At 57.5% G+C, this 23,561-nt stretch carries 12 protein-coding genes; 10 read left to right on the top strand and 2 right to left on the bottom strand.

Features of this window, described 5'->3' with window-relative positions; all coding sequences use genetic code 11:
- Nucleotides 1-181 precede the first annotated feature (181 nt).
- The 3 genes from N2605_RS27485 (at nt 182) to N2605_RS27475 (ending at nt 4,190) form a co-directional block, all read left to right on the top strand.
- Nucleotides 182-1,135, top strand: a complete 954-nt coding sequence (locus N2605_RS27485; protein ID WP_260343905.1) for a catalase family protein — start codon at nt 182-184, stop codon at nt 1,133-1,135.
- 83 nt (nt 1,136-1,218) lie between these two features.
- Nucleotides 1,219-3,213 (top strand): LodA/GoxA family CTQ-dependent oxidase, encoded by a 1,995-nt coding sequence (locus N2605_RS27480; RefSeq protein WP_260343904.1) that lies wholly within the window; start codon nt 1,219-1,221, stop codon nt 3,211-3,213.
- A gap of 8 nt (nt 3,214-3,221) precedes the next feature.
- Entirely contained in the window at nt 3,222-4,190 is a 969-nt protein-coding gene (locus N2605_RS27475; RefSeq protein WP_260347506.1) for an NAD(P)/FAD-dependent oxidoreductase, read from the top strand.
- Between the two features lie 248 nt (nt 4,191-4,438).
- Here the strand turns inward: N2605_RS27475 and N2605_RS27470 are convergent, their stop codons facing one another.
- Together N2605_RS27470 and N2605_RS27465 are read right to left on the bottom strand one after the other, a co-directional pair.
- Nucleotides 4,439-4,792, bottom strand: coding sequence for a hypothetical protein (locus N2605_RS27470; RefSeq protein ID WP_260343903.1), 354 nt, complete (start codon nt 4,790-4,792; stop codon nt 4,439-4,441).
- A gap of 104 nt (nt 4,793-4,896) precedes the next feature.
- Nucleotides 4,897-6,360, bottom strand: a complete 1,464-nt coding sequence (locus N2605_RS27465; RefSeq protein WP_260343902.1) for a RelA/SpoT domain-containing protein — start codon at nt 6,358-6,360, stop codon at nt 4,897-4,899.
- A 1,548-nt stretch (nt 6,361-7,908) separates the two neighbouring features.
- Between N2605_RS27465 and N2605_RS27460 the strand changes: the two genes are divergently transcribed.
- The 7 genes from N2605_RS27460 to N2605_RS27425 all read left to right on the top strand — a co-directional run bounded on the left by N2605_RS27460 (nt 7,909) and on the right by N2605_RS27425 (nt 23,493).
- Nucleotides 7,909-11,130, top strand: a complete 3,222-nt coding sequence (locus tag N2605_RS27460) for a hypothetical protein (protein ID WP_260343901.1) — start codon at nt 7,909-7,911, stop codon at nt 11,128-11,130.
- Nucleotides 11,131-11,232: 102 nt separating this feature from the next.
- A complete protein-coding gene (locus N2605_RS27455) occupies nt 11,233-12,603 on the top strand; it encodes a hypothetical protein (RefSeq protein WP_260343900.1) in 1,371 nt (456 codons plus the stop codon).
- 67 nt (nt 12,604-12,670) lie between these two features.
- Nucleotides 12,671-14,917 carry a di-heme-cytochrome C peroxidase gene (locus tag N2605_RS27450; protein ID WP_260343899.1) on the top strand — a complete coding sequence of 749 codons (2,247 nt, stop codon included), beginning with the start codon at nt 12,671-12,673 and terminating at the stop codon, nt 14,915-14,917.
- A gap of 2,235 nt (nt 14,918-17,152) precedes the next feature.
- The gene (locus tag N2605_RS27440; protein WP_260343897.1) at nt 17,153-18,055 is read left to right on the top strand and encodes a TauD/TfdA dioxygenase family protein; all 903 of its coding nucleotides are present in this window, start codon (nt 17,153-17,155) and stop codon (nt 18,053-18,055) included.
- An 887-nt stretch (nt 18,056-18,942) separates the two neighbouring features.
- Nucleotides 18,943-20,037 carry a KamA family radical SAM protein gene (locus tag N2605_RS27435; RefSeq protein WP_260343895.1) on the top strand — a complete coding sequence of 365 codons (1,095 nt, stop codon included), beginning with the start codon at nt 18,943-18,945 and terminating at the stop codon, nt 20,035-20,037.
- Between the two features lie 118 nt (nt 20,038-20,155).
- Nucleotides 20,156-21,016, top strand: coding sequence for a MaoC/PaaZ C-terminal domain-containing protein (locus N2605_RS27430; RefSeq protein ID WP_260343893.1), 861 nt, complete (start codon nt 20,156-20,158; stop codon nt 21,014-21,016).
- Nucleotides 21,017-22,632: 1,616 nt separating this feature from the next.
- Nucleotides 22,633-23,493 (top strand): acyl-CoA thioesterase, encoded by an 861-nt coding sequence (locus tag N2605_RS27425; protein ID WP_260343892.1) that lies wholly within the window; start codon nt 22,633-22,635, stop codon nt 23,491-23,493.
- Nucleotides 23,494-23,561: the final 68 nt, after the last annotated feature.

Here is a 23,561-nt window from a genome sequence, read left to right as displayed (position 1 = left end):
TCGGTCGTTTCGACGCGCACGGCTGACGCCGCCAGATGCCGTACCGCGAGCGGCTCCAGCGCGCTAAAGTTCTGGTGCGAACGATTTTTGTGACCCGGGAGGATGTCCGATGTTGCATCGCTTTCTGTCGCGCGGGCTCGGCGCGGCGGTTGCTCCGCAGAGCACAGTGCCGCCACGATCGGTGATCGAGCCGATCGAGGACATCCGTGCCTCGTTCATCGACAAGTTTCAGAAGCGGCGCATCGAGGCCGGCGAAAAGCCCGCCGAACGTGCTGTCTTCCGCAAGCAGCACGGCGCCGCGAAGGGCAAGCTAACGGTCGCGGACGAGTGCCCAGCGAAGCTTCGCAATGGGCTGTGGCAAGGCGGCCCCTATGACGTTTGGATGCGCTGGTCCAGCGACGTGCCGCCAAACATTCCGGATCAGAACAACAACACCCTCGGCTTCGCGCTCAAGCTGTTCGGGGTCAAAGGCCCGACGCTGGCAACCGACAATCCACTCGCGTCTACGGCCGACCTGATCTTCCAGAACAGCGATATCTTTTTTGTCGACAACGCGCAGGAAATGGCGGCGATCTCGTCGGAAGACGAAACGAACGCTTTCACCGCAATCCACAAGCGGTCGTTACTGATCCTGAATGAGATGGCAAAGAAAGAAAATAGTCTCGCGGCGGCGCGTTATTACAGCACGCTGCCATATGCGGTGGGCGAGGAGATCGTCAAATATCGTCTCATTCCCGCACAAGCGGTGCAGACCGCCGCGCCGGGCCCATCCCCGGTCTATCTCGCGGAGGATATTAAGGCGCGCCTCAAGGCCGGTGCGATCAGTTTCGTGATGGAGGCGCAATCGTTCGTCGACGACAGCGTCACGCCCCTCGATCGCGCAACCGAGCGCTGGGAGGAGACGATCTCTCCCTTCGTGCCCGTTGCCCGGCTGGATATTCCGGCGCAAGACATCGATCAGGTGGGTCAGGCCGCCTATGGCGAGAGCCTTGCGTTCTCGCCATGGCGGACCTTGTACGAGAACAGGCCGCTCGGCTCCATCGCCGACGCAAGGCGCATCTCCTATCCGGCCTCCGCCGCCGTGAGGCGCAGCCTGAACGGACAGCTGATGGAGGAGCCCGACCATCCACGCTGATGGGTGGCCGACGGCATGCGGCAATTCTCGTGCGACCGCCCCCGCTTTGTTTTTAATAATCTTTTTGATCTCGAGGTCAGACGATGGTCGATCCAAACGCAATTGCAGCGCTGAAAATCTATCCGCCGATCGGCATCGCCCGCGTCGGCAATGCCCAAGGCGCCGACGATTACGTTATTGGCCCCGAAGTGATCGGTGGCGCGCCGACCCTGCCGGGCACGACGCCGGAGCAGCCGGCCCGCTTTGTCGAGGACTTCCGTACCGCGAGCGGCGAGATCAAGCGCCAGGCCGCGCGCTTCCGCATCTACGCCCACATGAAAGACGGCAGCGTACAGGAGGTGACGGCCGCCTCCGCGAAGATCGAGTGGCGCGTCACCATCGCAAACCTCAAGGCCGGTTGGTACGACTTCAATCAGGCGATGGACCTCGGCGCGTTGAGCCACAACGCATTGCAGCGAAACCGCGAGCTGGTTTCGCCAGACGCCAGGTGGAAGCTCGACATCACTCCAGCGCCAAAAAGCATTACGGGGCAGACGGCCGGCCCGATCAGGCTGGATGACGGCGCGTTCTGGGGCTCGCCGGTCTATCTCGGTGAGCTTCGCACCGACGGCGACGGACGGCTGATTTTCCTGGGGGGCAACGGAGTGTCGCAGCCGTTCCGCAGAGGGATACGGCCCCTCACATTCGCCAACAATCCAGGTTGGCACGATGACGTCAGCGACGGGCCGGTGCGGGCGCAGGTGACTTTTCCGGGGCGTGCACCTATCGATGCAGAGCCCGGCTATGTCTGCGTCACGCCGCCGAATTACGCGCCAGGCCTGTTCGGTCTCGTGACGATGGACGACGTGGTGCGGGAGGTCTTCTACGACCAGGGATGGATTCCACGACCGGTCAAGACTTCGTTCACCAATGACGTGCTGCCGGTGTTTCAGCGCCTGACCGGACTGCAATGGGTCAATCACGGACTCTTCGTGGTGCATGGCTTTGGCTCGCCGCTTGACGTGCAGAATCCGCAAGTCGTCGCGAAGCTCAACGACGGGTCTCCTACGAATGCGGCGTGGCGCACCGCAGCATTGGCGTTGTTTCGCGATCCAGGTGCGGGTGGCGCCCTGATCGAAGATCAAATCCCGCAGATCTTCGGCGATGCGGTCGACGAGTTCTTCGGCAATCCGCCGAAGCCAACGAATTCGCTGCTTGCCGTGACCAAGACTCAGTACGCGCACCTCAAGCGCTGGGCCGCCGGAACATTTGAGGCCGAAGGGTCGTCGAATACGCCGGCGCAGCCGCAGGACTTCTTCGCCCTGCCTCCCGAGCTCCAGGTCGCGCATCTCGAGCGCGCGCCTTTGCACGACTGTCTCGGCGGCCCGTTCCATCCCGCGATGGAGATGACATGGGTGATGCGGATTCCTCTCATGTGGACATCGGCGTATCGTCTGAAAATCCTGCCCGGCGAGCAACCTGCGCGGCAGGACTTTGGGAGCACTCTCACGCCGGCGGTCTGCACCGGAGCGAACGGCCCACACGACGGTGTTTCCGCAGGCTGCCTCACCCGTTTCCTCGGCGTGCCCTGGCAGACCGATCATACCTCATGCAATTCGGCCGCCGACTACTTCCCCTCGACATTCCTGTCGATGCCGACGTTCTGGGGAGCGCGTGCACCCGATCAGGTTCTGGCGGACGGAAATTATCTACGTGCGGCCGCGATCGTGCCGCTCGGTGAGGCGACGCAACAGCAGACTTTCAAGCACCTGATGAACCGGGTCGACTGGCTGCGCGACATCCGCGGCAACGATTACTACGACCGGCTGTCGAACATGATTGCGGAATGGTCCGAGCTCGGCATGGTGCTGCCGGTGAAGAGTGCGCCTGCATCTTTGCCTGTGCAGGACGTGCGCGTCGAGCAGGGACGCACCGATAACGGGGTGCCGATCGATGTTAGGACCGATCCGAAGTACCACGCCGTCGAAAACATCGAGGACCTTTTCTCGCAGCAGGCGATGGCAGGTTTGGCGCAGCGGCGCGCCGCGCGCACGACGACTCCGCCGCCGAAGCGGACCTATCGCCAGGGCGAGATCTGACCTTGGACGTGTTGCGCACCGACTGTCTCGTGGTCGGCGCGGGGCCTGCCGGGTTGACCGCCGCACGCCTACTAGCCCTCAAGGGCCGCGTGGTCGTTGTCGCGGAATCCGGCAACTCTCGGACGACTCGCCTGGAGCTCCTCGCGCCGGCGTCGCTTGTCACCGTCGCGGCGCTAGGACTCGATCATCTGCTGGCCGATCCGGCGATCGCGAGAAGCTGTCTCGGCATTCGGCGAGCCAGCCGCTCGGGTGAGCGGGAGTACGAAGACTTTCTGCGTCATCCCTGCCGCCTGGGCTATGTGGTCGATCGCGTCCGTTTCGACGAGCGCCTTCGCCAAGAGGCTGTCGCCGCCGGAGTTACGTTCTGCGGATTGCGCGCAATCGGCGTCATGCCGGACCGCAGGGTTATCTGTCGTGTAAGCGATACATCCGGGGTGAAACTCGTGCTTGCGGAAATCGTCGTCGATGCCACCGGCCGCGCCGCCGCGATCGCGCGGCGTCGGGGTGCACGCGTGGCCGTCCGGGATCGCATGGTCGCCGAACTGGTCGAGGATGCGGCCGTCGACGCGACTGCCGACTCCGCGTCGTGGCTCGATTATCGCAGCGATGGACCGACTTGGTCCTACCACATCCATGGACCGCAAGGGCGCGTACAAAATTGGCGCATTCGCGCCGCCGGGACACCGGCTGGACACGCGCTACTCAGCGTGGACGCATCCGCATGCATCCTCTCACAAGCTGCGGGCGAAGGTTGGATTGCAGTGGGCGATGCGGCGATGGCGTTCGATCCGATCGCCGCTCAGGGGCTGTTCAACGCTTTGTCGTCCGCGTTGGTCGCTACGGGTGCATTGTTATCGGCCGATCGATTGAGTCCGACCGCAGCTCGATTGTATTCTGACGCGGTCACCGCAACTTTCGTTCGCTCTGAAGCGGGGCGCTTCAGCATCTACAACACTACACCGCCCTTCAGATCGTGAAGTTATTGCCGAAAATAGCCTGCGGGGTGCGGATCGGGGTTACGTGCTTCGTTCGCCGAGCTCTCGGTTTCGTCGCGCAAGATGACGTTGAGCTCGTCTCCGAGGGACTCTGACAGGCCCCAGGCACGCCGGCGTTTTCTCGGGCTGGCCAACCGAGCAACATCGCCTGACTTCAGTCTGTCTGGCCTACCGAACTGGCTCTGGGTTGCGAACAAAAAGTGAACACGCGTATTGAGGCTCTAAGACCCTCAGGGTTTGCGCTTGCACCAAACTGCGGGCCAAGATGCCATTCTTGCTATCGTGACGGTTGAATTACCGTCGAGGACCAGGAATAGGCCATTTTCCAAGAGAGTGACGGAAATGGGTTCCCTCTTCGGAATCATTCCGGAAAAGGCTTTTTGCATCAGGAGTGCAGCGTTCGCAATGCCATCGGGCCGAGCACGTTTCTGAGCCAATTTTGCGATCGGGATTTCTTCACCTGTGTCCGTGACGAAGTAAAAGCGGTGCCCGTAAGGGAGGGAACAGGCAATCTTATAGATCCCCTCAGGGACCTGGATTTCAGTGGTATTTCCATCCGCGAGAGGAACTTTCACAATATGCATGGTATTGAAAGTCCTTAAGAAAGTGTTATCTGTCCGTCGAACTTCCGCATTGCAAGAATCTGAAGCTTGCGGTACTGATGTCTTAGTTTCACTGAGGAGGGTTACTATGATTTGCCGTCCGATCGTTTTAGGCTGAATTTCTCGGGTTTGGCCGTAAGGTCAAAGTAGCGCAGCCAGCCCGCTTGCAGGCGCCAGTTTAAGCAGGCCTCGGCGACGTCCCTCTCAAATTCCGCGGCGAGTTTTACCGATTCCGTGCAGAGTTCGATTCCTTGCCGGACCTCCGCTGGTGTTTCTCCGAACACGATCCTGAACAGACCCTGTGTGTCCATGAACGCAGATTTGAGGGCATCCATCTTCTGAAATCGCTCATCTCCGAGAATCTTCTCCACATCAGCCTTCAAGGTCTGGAGATGTGACTTGTTTCTCATTGGCCGAAGATGTTCTAGCTCCAAGAGATATGTGATGCGATTGAAGTTCAGCACGAGCTGCGTGTCTGCGTCGAACCTTCCGGTGAGATTGCTAGACGTCAAGCGTTCGCAGTATTCCGCAGCCCGTCTCAGATCACCTGCCACATAAAAAGCGTTGGGTATCGAAAGCAACACCTCAGATTTCAGATCTGGGTCAGCAGGATTGCTCGTCGAATAGTCAATGAACCGCTCGATCTGAATGCTGAGTTCTCGCGAACGGTCCCCGAAAAGTAGCCCGCTCGCCACTTTTGTCATAAGCAACCAGCCGAACTTCACAAGAGGAGGTTGGGCGCAAAGCGTGTCGATCTCGTCGACAATAGCGTTCAATCTATGGACATCGTAATTGCCGTCGGCGGATTCGGCTCGAAGAACATCAATACGCTCCCATAGAGCCGCAGCTTCTGGACTTCCCGCCCTGAGTGGTTCGAGTCTTCCTTCTCCTAAGACCGAAATCATGTGCTCACAAAGCGATTGGAAGGCTCTGGTTTCAAGGCTGTGCCTGCCATTTATAATATTCCGTATAGTGATGCTTTGTTGCTCGATTCCTTCGATCTGGCTCGAAATTGCTCCCATTAGGCCGCTTAATCGACCATCGATCGCGCCGGCGGGCTTGTAGGTAAGGTCGTGCATTTTCGCCGACCAGGCATCATGAAGTACCGTTTTGATCTGGACTTCGCAACGTAGACCGGCATGAGCCCCTCCACTGGAGCGGAACACGGCGTGCAACGCATGGTACCCTCCGCTATGCCACTTCGGGTCTCCGACTGGTCGGATTCCCTTTTTGCCAAGTACGGCCGAAAGCATGTCGAGTATATGCAAAGCATCATCGGGGTAGTAGATGACGATCGTTACTCCAATAATGTCATGAAGCTCCGTCAATTTTCCATCGGTGAGCGGAGGATCGATTTTGTCTAGAATCTTCGCTGCGTCTTTCAGCTCCTCTCCGCCGGCCTGTTTTTCTCCCCTACTGTACGAACGATAGATCAGACCTACCGTGGAATCCTCAACCTGCTCGCAGGCTGCCAGGACTTCTTCGACAAGCCGCTTGAAACCCGCCCGATTCCTTGAGCAGAACGATTCTACCTTAGCGAGATCACTCATTGCCGCATTCTTTCCCCGGCCAATATTCGCGAACGACAATTTTACCAACGGAGACGACTCAAAAAGCGCGCCGGCAAATATTCATGGGAACTTGGTCGCCACCGTCGCGAGAAATCGATCATCGGAAACGATCGAGTGGATAGACGACCTTATCGTCTGAACCGCCTGCCCAAAAATCTGCCGCAGCGCGCGCCCGTACAACTACCTCACCTTATGCAACTTACAGGCTGCTCAGCCCGAAGTACAGAGGCGGCCTTTGGCGTGCCGACGGCCAAAGATAGTTTCCTAGAGTTTGGCAACGTTCTGCGATCCAGTAATTGCTGCGGGCCGGTCAAGTGCACGTAGGATGCTGGTTCAAGCGGCATGAGAGAAAGCAGTTCTATGCGGACCGGTCGATGCGCCGGCTTTGCGCCTGCCGAGACGAAAGTTGTCTTGCTTCTTTGCTCTGACGAACCCTCTCCTCCGACCTCAACGCCGACGAAAGCTGTGAGCGTCGCATCATCGAAGAGACCGACTGATCCAACAGCGAAGGAGAAGACCCAAAACTACCTTGCCTTCGTCCAACACACATCTGTCCGGCTATGGCTGGCGGCGCGTTATGAGCCCGCGCCTAGCTGTGGTCTCCCAGGAGGTTGTCCATCTGGTCTGAGCCGAGGAGGCTGAGCTTGCGCCCGCATCCATGAAGCGCGGCGATGCGGCCGCACTACAGGGAGGAAGTTGAACGACGCGCCGACACCGCGTCGGGTCGAAAGATCTATCCCAAGGCGTATCTGTCGTTTGGAGTGACTGACACCAGCTCGCGCCGGAGAAAGGTAGCGCGGTCCTTCCAGATTTATCGTCAATTGCGACCTGCTCATCGGGAAGTACAAGGCATGCAGCCGGATCCCCCCAACGCGGTTCGACCGCGAGCCGTGCTCGTCAAGCGGAACTGCCGGATCAAGGTTTCCGCAGTCTTCTACAGGCACGTCAGGAACAGTCTCGAACATTCCGTCGAGCAGTGAGAGAGACATGTCCGAAGTCTAGAACTGCGGATGTGTTGGTGGCGACCCGGAACGAACCAGGACGAGCCGACGTCACGTGTCCCAGCGGCTGGATAAGCAAGTTGTGGATCGGTGAGCTCAAGCGGCGTGAGATCGGGAGACCTCAATAAAGCAGCAGACTGCCTGACGCGCCGCGAGTGCCAAGTGTTGAGGCCATAACGAGTGATGATGGTCCGAGGTCGTTTCGGACTGATGATGAGATCGAGCTGGCCATGCGGGATTGTTGCGCTCTATTGGAATGAATGAAGAAAAAGTGCGCAAGGTGGCGGATCGAGAGCGGAAAACACTGACATCACCGGTCTTGATCCTCAGCATCGAAAATCTCTTGACGATTCAAGAGAATATTCGATAAATCCCGCTACTACTGTAGGTTATGTTCTCAATTTTCAGGGCGGTGTCCGATAGGCGATCTCCCGTCAAATTGCCGGGGGGGCCGCCGAATGCCTTCGACGACGGCTGGTACGATTTTGCAAAATCCAGGCCTTTTTTCTGCTCAGGACTATCTTCGATGGACAGTATGGAAATTGAGGCGATGACTGTGCGCGGGCAGCTCTTTACATTGTCGCGCAACCTCCGGTGGATAGCTGTCTTTTCGGTATTCATTTCAATCTTGCTGTACTTGCCAGATCAGATTCAGGAGCTCTACCGGATAGCCGCTGACGACATTGGGTGGGTAACGCTCAAGGAGTTCGTCGCCGTGGGCGTGATTGCGCTAACGATTTGGGCGGCCGCTTTTCAGCTTAGCGCCGCAACCCTGCCTCATATCCCGCCCGCGAGGGGGTGCGTGGCGTTTTATATCAAAGTTGCACCCATTCTACTCGGAGCGTTGCCGATCATCGCCGCGACGGCCGGACAACTCGCCTCGCGGCCGACTGAAAAGATCGGTGAGGTCGAGGAGGTCGGAAGTATCTTCCGCATTCAGGATCAAGCGCTCGCCTTCGAGCGGAACATGCTGCTCCTCCTTGCGCTTGCCATGTTGATCCTGCTCGCCTTCTTTGTCGGGTTTGCCTGGCAGGTGGGGTCAAAACATCGCTCGGCCGCACTCGCGAACCGGGCGAACATGGCCTATTTCATCCGCTATAGATTTCTCGCGCTCACGATCGGCGGCATCGCCCTGTTGACGACCGCGTTCGTTTTGTTTCCGGACAGGCTTGCGCAATTCGTCGGATCGTTCGGTGTAATCGCTCTCTTTGCGATGTGCGTGGCCGGCCTCACCACCCACTTTGCGCTACTGACGATCAGGTTCAATTTTCCTTTCATACCGGTTGTGTTTGGCGGCTTGTTCCTGGTTGCCTCACTGTTTGGAGGCGATAACCACGGGCTACGTAGCATGGCGGGAGCAACCGGCCCATCAGAAGAGATGCGCATTTCTGCAGTCGAAGCATTTCGGGATTGGCTTCGGCAAAAACCGCGCTTGGCCGAGGCCGAGAGGCTCGGAGAATATCCGGTATTCATTGTGGCTGCCCAGGGGGGAGGCATCTACGCAGCGAACAATGCGGCGCGCTTTCTTGCCAGGATGCAGGATCTCTGTCCGGCATTTCGGCAGCATCTGTTTGCGATAAGCGGCGTCTCCGGAGGGAGCGTCGGCTCCGCGATCTTCGCAGCTGCGCTTCATGTCGACAATGCACCACTTGATAAGATCGCTCCCGACGCAAAGACATGCCCGAAGATCGCCGATTTTCTGGCCGGCGTCGGCCGGGCTGAGGATATCGATGCCCCTGGGAAGGTAGAACAGCGCGTTGCAAGCGTCTTGGCGACGGATTTTCTCTCGCCCTTGATTGCCGGTTTTCTATTTACCGACTTCACCCAGCTGTTTTCTCCGCTCGCTATCCCAAGTTTTGATCGCGCGCGCTTTCTGGAGTACACGCTGGAAAATGCTGCAGACAGAATGCTCAAGAACCAAAAAGGCGCCGGCGACCAATCCAATCTGCTAAAGGCCGATTTTCAATCACATTGGACACCTTCCAACAATATGCCGGCGCTGTTGTTGAACACGACAGATGCCGGTAGCGGCAAGCGCGTTGTCATCTCTCCCTTCGATATCGACCCGCTCCACGCCAAAGACAAAGACCTCTGTATTCTCTCGATGCTTGATCGTGCCCGCACCGGAGCCAATCAAACTATCAAGAGCCACTCGCTGCCAATCCCGCTTAGCGCTGCGGCTTTTACCAGTGCGCGATTTCCATGGGTGACGCCGGCAGCGACGGTCTCCTTGCGGAATGATTGTATTACCGCCAATCCGCAGGCGCGCCTGGTGGACGGAGGATATGTCGAGAATTCCGGAATAGAGACCGCGCTCGATTTGATTGAGCGGCTCAACAGCATCAAGGGCACCTCTGACGCGCCAAAATTCCGGATCTATCTGCTGTCGCTGGTGAGCGGTCAGTTCGGAGATCACGGCTCCTTCATGTTCGGTGAGCTCATGGAGCCGGTGCGCGCGCTCTTGAGCACGCGAAGCTCTCGGACCTATGTTGCCCTCAACCACGCGAACAATATCGATCGTCCGCCAACGAGCGATGTGACGCCTAGCGTGCAACGCTTTCCAACGTTTGGTCGAATAGACATAACAGGCTCGTTTTACAACCTGCCGCTTGGTTGGACGCTATCTCAGAAAACCGAAGATATCATTTCGCTAAGCAGCGGCCGCTTTTGGGATTGTGTGCCGAAGGATGACTTCGATCAATCCCGCAAGAAGCAGAGTAATGCGGATTGCTTGCAAGTGAAGTTGTTTCATCTCTTGAACGGATCCGTCGCATCCGCGTTTGAAACGCTCAGAGAAGCCAAGCTTGCCCAGGCGGCTTACGCTGACGAGTTAGACAACGAATACAGGCCCGCTCCAAAGATCAAACCGCAGCCGTTACTTGCCTGCTATGAGAGCAAGTGGTTGCAGGAGCGGGGCTATCAAAAATACCAGGATAAAGTTTCTGCGTACGAGCACCAGCTAGCCCAGTCGATCAAGGACCATTCGCCGGCTCCTGCGCCCGTGCCGCCATATCGAAAGAGCTATATGGCTTACTTCCAGGCCGAGCAGGTCAAAGCCTTGCTGCAGGAATGGGACCGCATTGAGGAGACCGATCCGCGGATCCTGGCCTATATCCTAGGGGCAATCTCCTACGACAGCGCCGACTTTACACGCAGCAGCGAAGACTTTTCCTACAGCGCGGTCTCGCAACTGCCGCGCAAATGGCGCGATCGGATAGAAAAGAACAATGCCGACCTAGCGGCCAAGAACAAACCGATCGTGGGCATGGACGCATTGCTCAACCATCCCAAGGAATTGGCCAACTTTGTTCTTGGTTACGAGGGCAACCCGTTCGGAAACCAGGTGGGAACGGACGACGGTTGGCTGTTTCGTCCACGAGGAATGTATCAACTGGTGGGACGGGAGCAATATCAGGAAGCGCAGAATCAAATGCAAGAGAGCGGAGAGCTGGTCGGGCTTGATCTCCTTACGCTCCCCGACGCGCTGCGTGATGCGAAGATCTCAGCCAAGGTCGCTTTTGCGCACTTTCGGCTTCATCCCTATCAGAGCCGAACGCTGTTTGAGCTACTCAAGGATCCATCGAAGGACTGGATCGCCGTGCGCGCGTTGCAAACCGACATGGAGCATGGCCCAGCCGATAGAGAGCGTGTCAATGCAAGAAGCCAGATGTTTCTCGGCTGCATTGAAGAGGCTTTACATCCGACACAACTCAAGTCGTTGCAGAGCAAATTTTACGGCAGCGAGTAAGCATCCCGATCCCCGGCCGCGCGCCGAGTGCGGGGATTATGTGGCTGAAACCGGTCTACATCGGACTTTCGTTTTTTCGATCTTACAGGGGAATTGCCGACGATGGCAAAAGGTGAAATCCGCCGGTCAAACCTTGGTCGGCTGTTTGCAAGTCTGCCCGCAGCCGGGCTGATCCTCGCACTTACCTCGGGAGCAGGAACGGCCCGAGCCGAGACGCGATCGAAGCCGCTTTCGGCCAACGATGTGTCCATCATGTTTCCTCCACCGAAAGCGCCTGCAGACCTCGTTAATCTGATCGCGGTTTCTGATCTCACCGGCCCCACAGGGGCTCCGCAGCGGCTTTTCTCCGATGAGGATTTCGCGCGTTTTATCGCAAACGCCGAAAATCCAGAACGTGACGGAGTGCCGGATTCGGGCGTGCGCCGCATTCAGCTTCCTGATGTCGTGAGGAAGATCGATGCCTGGTTCGTTGCGGGCATCCGGATCGATCCGGGAGCCCCGGGACTATCTGCTGATGTCATCGCCCAATTTGGCCGACAACCGCAAATCCGCCTGATCATCCAGCCGGTGACCAATGACCCTCAAGGCTTAAAGGTCCATGATACTGCCGGTCATCTTATCTTCAGTTTCAACCTTGAGCCGGATCCACCTCTTGATGGTTGTGCGCCATTCCCGCGATTTAAACCTGACTATGTAGCCTTCAAGGCAATCGTTCGTGACGTTGCATCTTTGCGTGATCAACTTGCGGCGGGAAAGTTCGGCAATGTCAAGGTCTCGACTGCCGGTGACATGAACGTGCACCCAGGCCTGGTCGGCGCATCCGCAAAGCCGTTTCGTGATGCGGTTAAAGCTTTGCTGGAAAAGCATCTCTCGCCGAAGCGCCTCAACACAATGGCTGTCATGGGGATTTCACCGCCAGAACCCTGGGTTTTCGTCTCGATGCTAAGGGTTCCGCAGGCCGGATTGATACCAGTGCCTGGCCCGACGCTCGATGGCGTCCATGCTGCGCAGATGTTCAGCATCCTCGGCGAGACGCACGTGGTCCCGCGGCCTGCCGCGAATAACCAGAATCCAACGACGTGTCGCCACGCGGCGCTGCAGAATCCTCCCTTGGCCCTTGCCAATCGGAAGGGGGTTTCGACAGCCGATTTCATCGATGCCAACGTGCCAAATAGCCGGGTACTTGAGATCGTCAATGTCATTGCCGATACAAAGAAGAGTCATTTCTTCAATACGGACTGCGTGAGCTGTCACACCGAAACCGCGCAGCCGCTGGCCAGGAAATTGCGAGGATTCGTGGTGCGTGGGGTGAACCGAGCCGTTCTGCCGAAAGAAGACTGGAATGTTCGCAATTTCGGTTGGTTTCCCTCGTTCTTGCATGGTGGCCCAGCGGCCGCGACCATAACGCGGCGCGCGGCAACCGAGACCACCGAGGTCGTCACCTTCATCAATAGCCAATTGCTGAACAAGTAATAAGCGCATTGTTGGCTGGCGCGCTCGCGCGGCAGCAGGCGCATTTGAGATCCAAGGAGAGTTTAGGATGGGGGCACGTTCGTTCAGCTCTTGGGTGGGTGGCGTGGTGAGGCGGTGGCCTCATGTCGTCGCTCTCTTGTTCGCGATTGTGTTCGTCGTGGCGGCGTCAATAGGGATGGCGTATTTCGCACCCGAGAAGCTTCGCGATGCGGCGCTTAAGGTCAAGAGTGACGCAAATCTGGTTGCCCAATTGCTGCCCGCGACACTGCCCGCACCATCGAAAATCGATAGCGCATACTGGCTGCCGCAGAACTGGAGTGCCCGGCAGCGTTACTGGTTCCACCATACGTCCCAAGGCACAGCGACTATTCCCGTGCCCTATAAATGGTTCCTGGCTCTGGAGCGTCCTGAGTTGTCGGTCCGTTACACGAGCCTGACGGACAACGAGTATCTGCGACGCCTTGGTTTCATCCCAAGTCCGAGCTCAACGGACTTTGACACTAGCTCACCTGCGTACGGCTATCAGCAGGATGCCGAGGGCGTTAGCTCCACTTGGACAGCGAGCACGCCCGACAACGCCAATGGTTTGCCTGTGGGTTTCGCGATCCTGAAAGGGGGCGTCGACCCGACAACGGGAGATTTCTACGAAGATCAGATCGGACTAACTTGCGCCGCCTGTCATACCGGGCATCTCGAGTACAAGAATGTAAGCATTCGCTACGATGGTGGGCCAGCGATGGTCAATCTTGGCGAGGTTGAACGGGTCATTGGGTTATCGATCGGCTATACGCTGATGTTGCGGTGGCGGTTTGAACGCTTCGCCGACCGGCTGGAAAGCATTGAAGGTCGAAGCGTCGACCGCGGAAAGCTTCGACGGGATCTGGAGCTCGCACTTCAAAAGATCAAGAAGCAAAAGGCTGCAAATGATAGCCTTTTGACGAGGCAGGGCGTGACGAATCTCGACGAGGGGTTCGGTCGACTTGATGCCCTAAACCGGATCGGCAACCAGGTGTTCTATACCAATTTCCTGGATCCGGCGACAGGCGAACTGCCAGATCCGCTCCTCAAGGGCAACTTCGCGCGCAACGATGCTCCCGTGAGTTTTCCGCCGATCTGGGACACCCCGTACTTTCTTTGGGCGCAGTATGACGCTTCTGTTCTCAACGAGCTTGTTCGCAATTCTGGCGAAGCGCTCGGCGTCAGCGCGAAAATCAACATGAGGGCACCCGCGCCGGGACGGCCGCTTTTTGAATCATCCATCCATCTGTCGGACATTGCGCGTTTCGAGGAGCTTTTGCGCGGTACCGATCCGTTTTCGTCGGCGGAGGCAAGCGACAGGAAATTCAACGGGCTTGTCGCGCCACGATGGAAGGATGCGCAGGACAGGTTCCCAGGCGACCCAGCCTGGGCCATCGACGAAAAACTCGTTGAGAAAGGGCGCGATCTTTATCGCTCGCACTGCTTTGAATGCCACCGAGGGCCGGTCAATGATCCCGCATTCGACGCAAAGTGGCCGGAGGATTCGTTCTGGAAGCCGGAGAACCCGGATCGCTCCGCCAAGGGCGAGAAGAATTGGGTCGAGATCGGCGGACGCCGTTATTTCAACGTCGCTCAGCTGCCGGTGAACGTGATCGGTACCGATCGTCAACAATCCAATGTCCTGACGACCCGGCGCGTTCACTTGCCCGCCTCACTCGGCCTCAATCCGATCGATGACCTGAACAAAGCTTGGGGGTGCGGCCTTCCGGCCGATCCGGTGCCAAACCCCTTATTTGTGCTCGCGCTGATGGATGTCGTGGGCAAGACGATTGATCAATGGAACCTCGCGAACAACTCTTCCGAAAATACCAAGCAGCAGATGTGGGGGCCGAGGAAGAATTGCCAAAACCCGCGCGCATACATTGGAGCGCGGGCGCGCCGTAACGGCAAGGACGAAGATGTCCTTGCCCTTGAACCTCAGTACCGCGCGCGCCCGCTTGACGGTGTTTGGGCAACAGCTCCGTATCTGCACAACGGGTCCGTGCCGACGCTAAAGGACATGTTATTGCCGCAGGACCGGCGGCCGAGCTCCTTCTGCGTGGGCAGCCGCAAATTCGATCCTGTTGACGTGGGGCTCGTTGCGAAAGTGCGAGCGAACGACCCCTGCGCGGCCGGCCTGACGGACTTCAACGTATCGCTGCTCGGGAATAGCAATCGCGGGCATTCCTTTGAGGGCAAGGAAACCGATATAACGAAGCTGCCGCCCGGGGTCATCGGGGCAGAATTAACCGACGCCGAACGGCGGGCGCTTCTGGAGTACTTGAAGACGCTGTAAGGAAGCCGTTACCCTGGAAGCTGGGCGCTCGTGGCCCGACGGCAGATCAAGCCGATCGTTTTGGGAAGCACACCATCCACGAAAACTCATTCGCGCATCAATAAATCGGTCATTGATGATGCGCCACGAGCGGACATGTTCAACCTGAGGCCCAGCTTGGCGCGGCCAAGACCATCTGACTATCGAACGATTAGCCCGAGTATGTCGGTAATCTTTGCCAAAGGCGTTAGACTTGATGATGCGCCAAGTTGTTTCATTGTATGATCATGCAACCTTAAGTGAAGGGACGTAAGCGCCATTCGCCATCGCCGTTCACACAGGCAATTGTAACATTTATGTCTGCTGTGCAGTCATCGTACCACTCCATTGGAGGAGACCTTCTATGCTCAACTCCGAAACCGCCGCCTGTCTACGTCGAATTCTGGATGAAGTATGCAAGGATCTGTCGCGGCACGAGACCGGCATCCGAGCGCACGTCGCTTCCAAAATTCTGGAAGCCGCCTCTCGGGGCGAGACGTCCGTCGAGGTTCTCAGGCAAGTTGGGCAGACCGCGTTGAGCAGCGCTCCCTCGATGTGGCCTCAGCAAAGTTCTCGTCGATCTTCATCCGAAAGTAGCGGCGCCGGCGAGCCTACTGGCTCAACCAAACAGGATTAAAGCACGCCGGCCCGAATCCATCAGCAAAGCGCCCGCGAACTGGAACATTCAGGGAGGGCGCCGTCGCGGAAGCAGACCCGAAACGGTCAAGTGCGCGAGACGGCATTTGCCGAAAAATGGAATCAATTCCGGGCTGGCCGGTGGGTCTCGCGAAGCGCGATCCTATGCATCCGGCGACTCAAGCAACCCGCAATGAAGCTGGGCGATTTGGTGCGCAGCAACGGCGACCTCCGCAAGTAGAAGCCCTTATCGCAAGCGGCCAGTGAGACCGATCTGCCAGGCGGACCAGCAAGACCCCAAGCACAATTTCGCACGGCGCGAGCTGCTTACAAGCAGCTTTGTCTGCGCATGCAAGTACGCCTAACGGAGTCTGCTGTGGCCCGTGGCGAACCTCAGCTTTGTTGCGATGGTGTGGATCTTTACACGATGGCTCGGCCGCCTCGGCGCGTTGTTACGCAAGCTGGTGCATTCTTTCGTCGTCTTCTCTGAAATCGCGCAGTTTTGGTGCGTGTGTGATCATGCTTACGCGCCTTACAGTTGCCAGAGGAGATGAAGACAGGTCGATCATAGGAAGATAGATCCTCGCTTATGATCTTAGATCCGACGCAGCCCTCCGGTCTTCCTACCAATAGGGACAAAAGAGCCTGCCCAGAAAGTGCGGCTTGCAAAGCAAGAGCGCGAAGTCGCTGCATTGTCTCGGGGCCGCACGGTATTTCTGCGCTGTCCGCGACTGTCTCTATTCTGTGCGGTGCCAAGAAACCAAAAAATTTGCGTTCCGTGAGAAAAAACAACGCCTCCGGACGGAGCAAAAACGCACGTCACAGCCCGGACGACCTGCATTCCGTGACGTGCGCAGATTCCGCAAATAGAGGGATTGAGTCCGTTGTTTAGCTGCAATGGGAGTTGCAGCGTTTAATTTTGCGCGGCTTTCCCGCTCGCCAACGAAGAACAAACCAACAGGCCAGCCGACGAAAGACGACGCCCATTGGACAACTACAAGTCGCGAGGAATTGATTGGCAAGCTCGCGCAAGTAGTTATATATACAATATACGCTTTAAAATAGAGTTGGCCAAAGCGGGGCGTCCTGCCATATCCGCTTTTTCGCGAGCGCCGGCCGCGAACGAGTTCGAATCTCGTCGTGCGGATCAGGCGATGCCGATTGCGTGAGGTGACGACTCAATCGTTATTCGAGGATTTTCCAAGGACGAGTTCGGAGACGAGGCGAACGTTACTCAAGATCGAAAAGAAAGCTGGTTTCGTTTCATGGACTGGACATGGATTGCCTCTATGATTTGTACCGTTGACGAGGCTGCAAATCGATCTGGTGGCGTTATATGCGAGTGCCTTTCCATGAAGCGGACACTGGCTGTGTCCGTACAAAACGGGAGTCAGATCCTAAGATGATGGTGGTCTGTAACAAGATTCAGCCGACTGCTTGTGCGGCGTGGTTCACCCGCCCCTCAGACAATTCGCATGCGTGTCATCAAGACGGCTTTGTCGCGTTTATCGCCAGACGTGACCACCAAACACGGAGTTTGTTTAGACATCACAGAGAAAGGCGCCCGTTATGAGTGGCACAATGACCGTTGATAACGTCATTCCGCGAGCAGACATCGTGAAGCACGCGGATCGGCTTGGGACGGAAATCAAGAATATTACGCTGTCAGACGATTTGTCCGACGAGGCCATCGTAGCCATTAACCGGCTGCTGCTAGAGCATAAGCTCATCTTCTTCCGTGATCAGGGACATCTGGATGATGCCCAGCAACAGCGTTTTTTGCTCCGGCTTGGCTCGCTGATAAGGAATCCCACAATGCTGGACCGAAAGGGAGGCTCAACAATCAGGAAGGCGCTCCCTGATGGCGCCTGCGATGATCTCGATCAGATGAACGGTGATGACGTCTTCAGTCCTGACGTCTTCAGTGCCACCCGCTCGGCAATTTCAGTGTTGCGAGGTGCAGCGATCCCGCGGTTCGGCGGCGAGATCGCTTGGTCAAGCTCGGTGGCCGCTTATCTTGACCTTCCCGACCCGCTGCGAATGCTTGCCGATACCCTTTGGGCTGTGCGCTTCGCCGCATTCGATCACGCTGCGACGGACGGGGCCAACGAAGCGGCGAGGCGGACATTGGGGGACGTATCCACCGGAATGATTTACGAAGCGGCACATCCAATCGTTCGTGTCCATCCCGAGACTGGCGAACGCATGCTCTCGCTCGGCCGTTCCGTGCAGAACTTTGTCGGCCTGCAGCGCTATCCCAGCCAAAGGCTGTTCGAACTTCTGCAATCCTATCTCACCGCCCCGCAGAACACCTTGTGCTGGAATTGGAAATCAGGCGACGTCGCAATTTGGGACAATCGCGCGATTGAGACGTATCCCGTCAATGAGATCGGCAGTCCTCATTCGGCCATGGGCCGGCTTGCGATTGACGGCGGCGTACCGCACATCAAGAGGTTGAAATCACGGGCGGCTGAGGCTGCCTAGCATTGTGCGCACGTCCGGTTTTCGTAAGACGCTGGCGGTCCAAGACTAAGTTGCGGCCCTGCAATGTCGAGCGGAGCCGGGCCTTCGAGCTTATCCAGGCAGGACCGGCTAACCGGCGCGGGCAATCTGCTCCTTTTGGGCGCGCTGGTCGCATACCTTAGATCGGGGATGTAGAGCGGCGGGAATAGAGCCCGCGCCTGCGATGAGGCGGGCCCTCTTCCTTCTTCTAGCTCGACAAATCGGGAGCATCGCGCTGGCGCGGCACGGGGAGGAGGATTTGCTCGACATTGGCTGGGAAATACTCGGCGTTGATCGGCCCGTCGCGTACGATAGATGCAGTCAGCCCTTTGCAGGTGCGGCCGCAAGGAATGTGGTCGTGTCCCCATGGCCGTTCGGCGCATCGCCGATGGCACGTGGGCTGACACCGGCCGAGGCGTAATGATGCGCCATCAGCTACGCTGCAGTTCCAGAGGCCATTCAGCGCGGAACGTCGGGCCGTGCCGGTCGGCAAAGCTGCTGGCGCGTTTCCTCGGAAAATCCGTGCCGCCTGAAAGATCGCCCTGAACCACGGCCTCGCTCACCCAAATCGGAAGAACCGCCGATGCGCCACCCGCGCCAGGCTCCTCCGCGCCTTGGAGGGCGAGTCACGGTTCGCCTGATTTGCCATCCCCTTAGGTGATCTCAACACGCTCTCATGGCTGCGACTTAGGTTCGCGGTCGCGCCGCTAACCTCGGCGCGCCGACATCAGGCGAGTACCGGTGCACCTTTCGCAACTCTAGGGCCCGATAGTCCTCACCACACCAGGTAGGTATCGATCGACTGTCGATACTGTATTAGAGGGGGAAGATCGCGTTGAAACAATGATAAGGGCGCACGAGGTTCGGCAATGAAAACCACAGCAAATCCGCTGGATTGCAGAGCACACGTGTTGAAGCTCATTGAAGAAACGCGCGTGGTTAGCGAGAATGAACTGCAGGCCAACAACATCACGCCCTATCATGTCACAACGTTTTATCGCGAACAAATTTTCAAAAGCGGTTATTACGATCAGCTGAAGTACGTTGTCGAGCCCTCAGTCGACGAGTTCGACAGTCCGGGAACTTTAGATACGAGCGGCGAGCACGACAACACGGTCGTGCCGGGACTCCAGCACAAGTACGCGCAGACCGGCTTATTGCTGGTGACGGAACGCTGCGGCTCATATTGCCGTTACTGTTTTCGCAAGCGCATTGTGGGCAAGGTTTCGGATGAAATCGCACCGGATATCGATCAGGCCGCGCACTACATTGCGCGCCATCCTGAGATGACGAACGTACTTCTTTCCGGAGGTGACCCGTTCGTGCTCAGCACCGCCAAACTGAACAAGATCGTTGACCACCTGCTGCCAATAAACCATTTGAATTCCATCAGATTTGGCACAAAAATGCTGGCCTATCAGCCAAGGCGGTTTGCGGATTCCGCTCTACCGGCCTTATTCCAGCGTATCCACAAGGCGGGTAAAACCCCAATCATCGTCTCGCATTTCGATCACGTAGGTGAGATCTCATGCGACGCGGAGCACAAAATTCGCTCCTTGCGAGCACAGGGCGTGCAATTCCTTAATCAGTCCGTGCTTCTCGCCAAAATCAACGACGATCCCGAGATATTGGCCGCGACCTTTGCCAAATGCCACGAAATCGGAGTGCGACCTTACTACTTATTCCAGGCGAGGCCGGTGAAGGGCGCGTCGCACTTCCAAGTCCCACTGCGGCGGGGAGTAGAGATTGTACGCGGCATCAATCAACGTCTGAGCGGGATCGAGAAGACATTTAAATACATCATGTCCCATTACACTGGAAAAATAGAGATTCTGGACTTCGGCCAGGATGGCCGGCTGTATATGCGCTACCATCAGAATAAAGTTGCCGAGAAGATCGGGGGGATCTTTTCCCGACCGCACGTCGCGACGGCCTGCTGGCTTGATGATCTGCCCGAACAATAGATCTAACGCGCTCCGGCCCACAGGCTCGGAGCGAGTGCGGTACGCCAGCCGCCCCAGGAAGCGAAGTCAGGTTCGGCCGCCGGTGGCGTGCGCCGGTCACAAGCGTAGAAAGGCTCGGATGCCGCTCGACTATCCCGCTGCACTGAACTTAAGGACCTGCGGAGCTCGCTATTCCTGGACTGACAGGGAGGTAATGCTCTATGCACTTGGAGTGGGCATGGGCTCAGATCCTCTGAACGAGGAGGAGCTACAATTCGTCAACGAAGCGTTTGCAACGTCGAAGCCATTAAAGGTAATCCCGACGTTTGCTTCCGTGTGCGTTTGGGGAGCACGTCCCGGAATCATCGACCTCAATCGCGTCATGGTTGTTGACGGCGAACGTGACATTACGTTTCATAAGCCGTTACCCGCCGCGGCGAACGTGACGGCGGACGCCCGTGTGAGAGGAATTTATGACAAAGGTAAGGAGAAAGGCGCGATCATTCAGAACGAGGTGGTGGTCAGAGAGGGGGGTGGCGACAAGATCGTCACAATCCTTTCGTCGACATTCGCCAGAGGTGACGGCGGCTTTGGTGGGCCTTCGGAGGGGATGCCGGAGCCTCACCAGGTGCCCCGCCGAGCACCAGATAGATCACTCGATATCCCGACCCGGCCTGACCAAGCCCTGATCTATCGTCTTTCTGGCGACCGAAATCCTTTGCACAGCGATCCGGAGTTCGCCTCTCGAGCCGGTTTTCCGAGGCCCATTCTGCACGGAATGTGCACGTATGGGCTGACCTGCAGAGCCGTCCTGCAGAGCTATGCCGACTACGATCCGTCTGCTTTTCATCGTCATCGCGCCCGCTTTTCGGCGCCCGTGTTCCCGGGAGAAGTTGTTACCGTCAATCTTTGGAAGGACGGCAATTCGATCTCATTCGAAGCTTGCGTAAGAGAGCGTCGGGTTACGGTCGTCAAGAATGGACAGACGGTGCTAAACTGAGCAGGGTTCGGACCGTTCCTTTTCCCTATTCGGCTGCGAGTTTGTCGCGCCTTTTTGGCGGTTCTTACCTATGTGCATGAAACGTGCGCGGCACCGCCTACCCAGATGGGCCGGGCAACGAAACTGAGGGGTTCGGAGCACTCAACTGCGGCTCTCAAGGGTCCGGCATTTCGGCTGATCGCGCCCGTGGACCTCAGCCGAGGGCGGTCCGCCACTTCGTCGTCCTCGAAGCGGAGTGAATGTGAGACCGTGCCAAGGCGCGCTTTGAACTGTCTAGAGAAGTGGTGCAAGCTGGCAGAACGGCAAGAGCATGCGATCTCAAATGCGCCCCTCAATGACGGACAGCCGACGGGCGGCCTAGAAATAGACGGATCTGCTTGAGCAGTTTGCAGAATATGTACCACTTGTTAGCTCAAGATTTCGGGATGTTCGCGTGGAGCAGTTGAATTGCTTAGCAGCATGCGCCGGCCGAAGTCCCGCCGTGTCCAACGTACAGCAGCCAAACTGTACGGTTCGAACCATTCGGCTTGGCTGCTCGGGAGGCGAGTTCGCGACGAAGTAAGACTTCCTCCGGTTGACAGCTGCATGAGTGTTGCGAACGTTGTACCGTCGCCACCTCGGAGGATGCAGGAGTTCGTGCGCGCGAAGATGCCTCTAGGCCGTTGGCAACATGTAAGATCCGGAAGGACCACACTGCACGTTTTCAGATAGGCGGAAATGACAGACGTATCGCTGTGGACACGGCAGTAGGGGCAGTTCGGCTTGACAGATAGAGGATCGGCCATCTCACGAGGCAACGTTGTGCAATCCAGATCGAATTGATAATCGATTCTCGCTTGTCCTGGCGCGACGCTCCTGCAGTTCGGTGACAGGAGCAATTCGTTCACCCCACATGGAAGACTGGTACGAACCTATTACACCCATAGTGATGGCGTGCTGTCCCGTCTTATCAGCATCGATCGAACAATGCCTTGTGCTCTTTTTACGCGACTACTATGCTCGAAGCGGGCCACTCATCAACTTTTCTGCAACCCGTGTACGTAGCAGTAGACGACGGCGTCTGGTGGAAGCGCGACAATATGCTATCCCTGCTCAAAACCTGCGCTCCTTCCGTATTGAGCCATGCGGTGGGCGAAATGGTAGTACTCAGCGTACCGGCTGTGCCTCCTGCGGTGAAGCGTCGCGTTCAAGCGCAGCGGGTACGACCTGCGATCCTTGGAAGCAGCTGAAAGAAGCTGTCGCGCTAATCTACATACGCCAATCGCACTGCAGTTGTGTGCTTCTCGACATGTCCGAAACAAAACGCTGACAGTTCGCCCGTGACGACGGTACAAGAAGCTCGCCATGGTGTTCTTTACTGTAGTCCGTTGATGTGCGGACCGGCATGCGGATTGCTTTGGACTTGAACGACTGTCGCAGGCGCTGAGCCTATCGAAAAAAAGGCTCGGCGTGAACTGTCTCACGTATGTAGTTCTGGTAGCGCAGAGGCAGCTCGAATACCGGGCCCAAAACGCGGCGTTTCGTTCCGAGGATGCTTCATCTCTCGAAGCCTGAAGACGCTGGTCTCTCCGTCGTACCGCTCCAGCCATGACACTGAACACGCTAAGAGCTCTTGAATGCAAAAAAGTCGGATCGATCTTGCAGCCATCCTCGACGTTGACTTGATCGGGGACAACATATTTCGCGGCAATAGTCCGAACGCCGCCGACGAACGGGTATTCGGGGGCCAAGTTCTCGGACAGGCGATGTTTGCCGCATGTCGAACAGTTGAAGCCCGGCTACCGCATTCGCTGCATTGCTATTTCATTCACACTGGCGACCCCGGGGTGCCTTTGATCTACGAGGTAGAGCGGCTGCGCGACGGTAAAAGTTATTCGACCCGGCGCGTGACGGTGATGCAGCATACCAAGGTAATTTCCTCACTTATGGCGTCCTTTCATAAGCGTGAGGAGGGCGCGTTCAACCATCAGGACAAAATGCCGGAGGTTCCAGGACCTGAGCACTTCGGAGCCGACAAGTTGTCGAAGGAGCCAGTGTATCCTCACTTGCCAGAAATTGTTCGTCGCTACTATGAACCCGATCGTCCGGTGGAGCTTCGTCCAGTCGAGATCGCCCGGTATGTTGGCAAAAAGATCGAAGACGGAAAGCTCCATATGTGGATGAAGGCTGCGACAAAGCTGCCGGATGATCCGGTGCTGCATATGTGCGCGCTGGCCTATGCCTCGGATTTATCACTCTTAGATGCCGTGATGGCACGCTATGGGCGTACGCTGTTCGACGGACGCATTCTGTCCGGAAGCCTTGACCACGCCATGTGGTTTCATCGCTCGTTCCGTGCCGATGATTGGCTGCTCTATGCCAAGGAATCGCCGAGCGCACAGAGCGGACGTGGCCTCGCCCGTGGCCTGATCTTTAGGCGCGACGGCACGCTTGTGGCCTCTGTCGCACAAGAGGGCTCAGTGCGGGAGCGACGCTGAGCCTAAACCACCTCGCTCATAGGCCCAGGGCGCGGCGAGCAGTCTGCCTATGTTGCAGGATACGCGGC

Origin of the sequence: Bradyrhizobium yuanmingense (assembly GCF_025200905.1) — a bacterium.
GTDB classification, from domain to species: Bacteria; Pseudomonadota; Alphaproteobacteria; order Rhizobiales; family Xanthobacteraceae; genus Bradyrhizobium; species Bradyrhizobium yuanmingense.
This window is presented reverse-complemented; position numbering and strand designations above follow the sequence as displayed.

Bases quoted from the DNA above. Each gene is read 5' to 3' on its own strand.
- N2605_RS27465 (WP_260343902.1), bottom strand. From the start codon at position 6,360: ATGAGTGATCTCGCTAAGGTAGAATCGTTCTGCTCAAGGAATCGGGCG.
- N2605_RS27470 (WP_260343903.1), bottom strand. From the start codon at position 4,792: ATGCATATTGTGAAAGTTCCTCTCGCGGATGGAAATACCACTGAAATC.
- N2605_RS27425 (WP_260343892.1), top strand. From the start codon at position 22,633: ATGCAAAAAAGTCGGATCGATCTTGCAGCCATCCTCGACGTTGACTTG.
- N2605_RS27450 (WP_260343899.1), top strand. From the start codon at position 12,671: ATGGGGGCACGTTCGTTCAGCTCTTGGGTGGGTGGCGTGGTGAGGCGG.
- N2605_RS27480 (WP_260343904.1), top strand. From the start codon at position 1,219: ATGGTCGATCCAAACGCAATTGCAGCGCTGAAAATCTATCCGCCGATC.
- N2605_RS27430 (WP_260343893.1), top strand. From the start codon at position 20,156: ATGCCGCTCGACTATCCCGCTGCACTGAACTTAAGGACCTGCGGAGCT.
- N2605_RS27455 (WP_260343900.1), top strand. From the start codon at position 11,233: ATGGCAAAAGGTGAAATCCGCCGGTCAAACCTTGGTCGGCTGTTTGCA.
- N2605_RS27435 (WP_260343895.1), top strand. From the start codon at position 18,943: ATGAAAACCACAGCAAATCCGCTGGATTGCAGAGCACACGTGTTGAAG.
- N2605_RS27440 (WP_260343897.1), top strand. From the start codon at position 17,153: ATGACCGTTGATAACGTCATTCCGCGAGCAGACATCGTGAAGCACGCG.
- N2605_RS27460 (WP_260343901.1), top strand. From the start codon at position 7,909: ATGGACAGTATGGAAATTGAGGCGATGACTGTGCGCGGGCAGCTCTTT.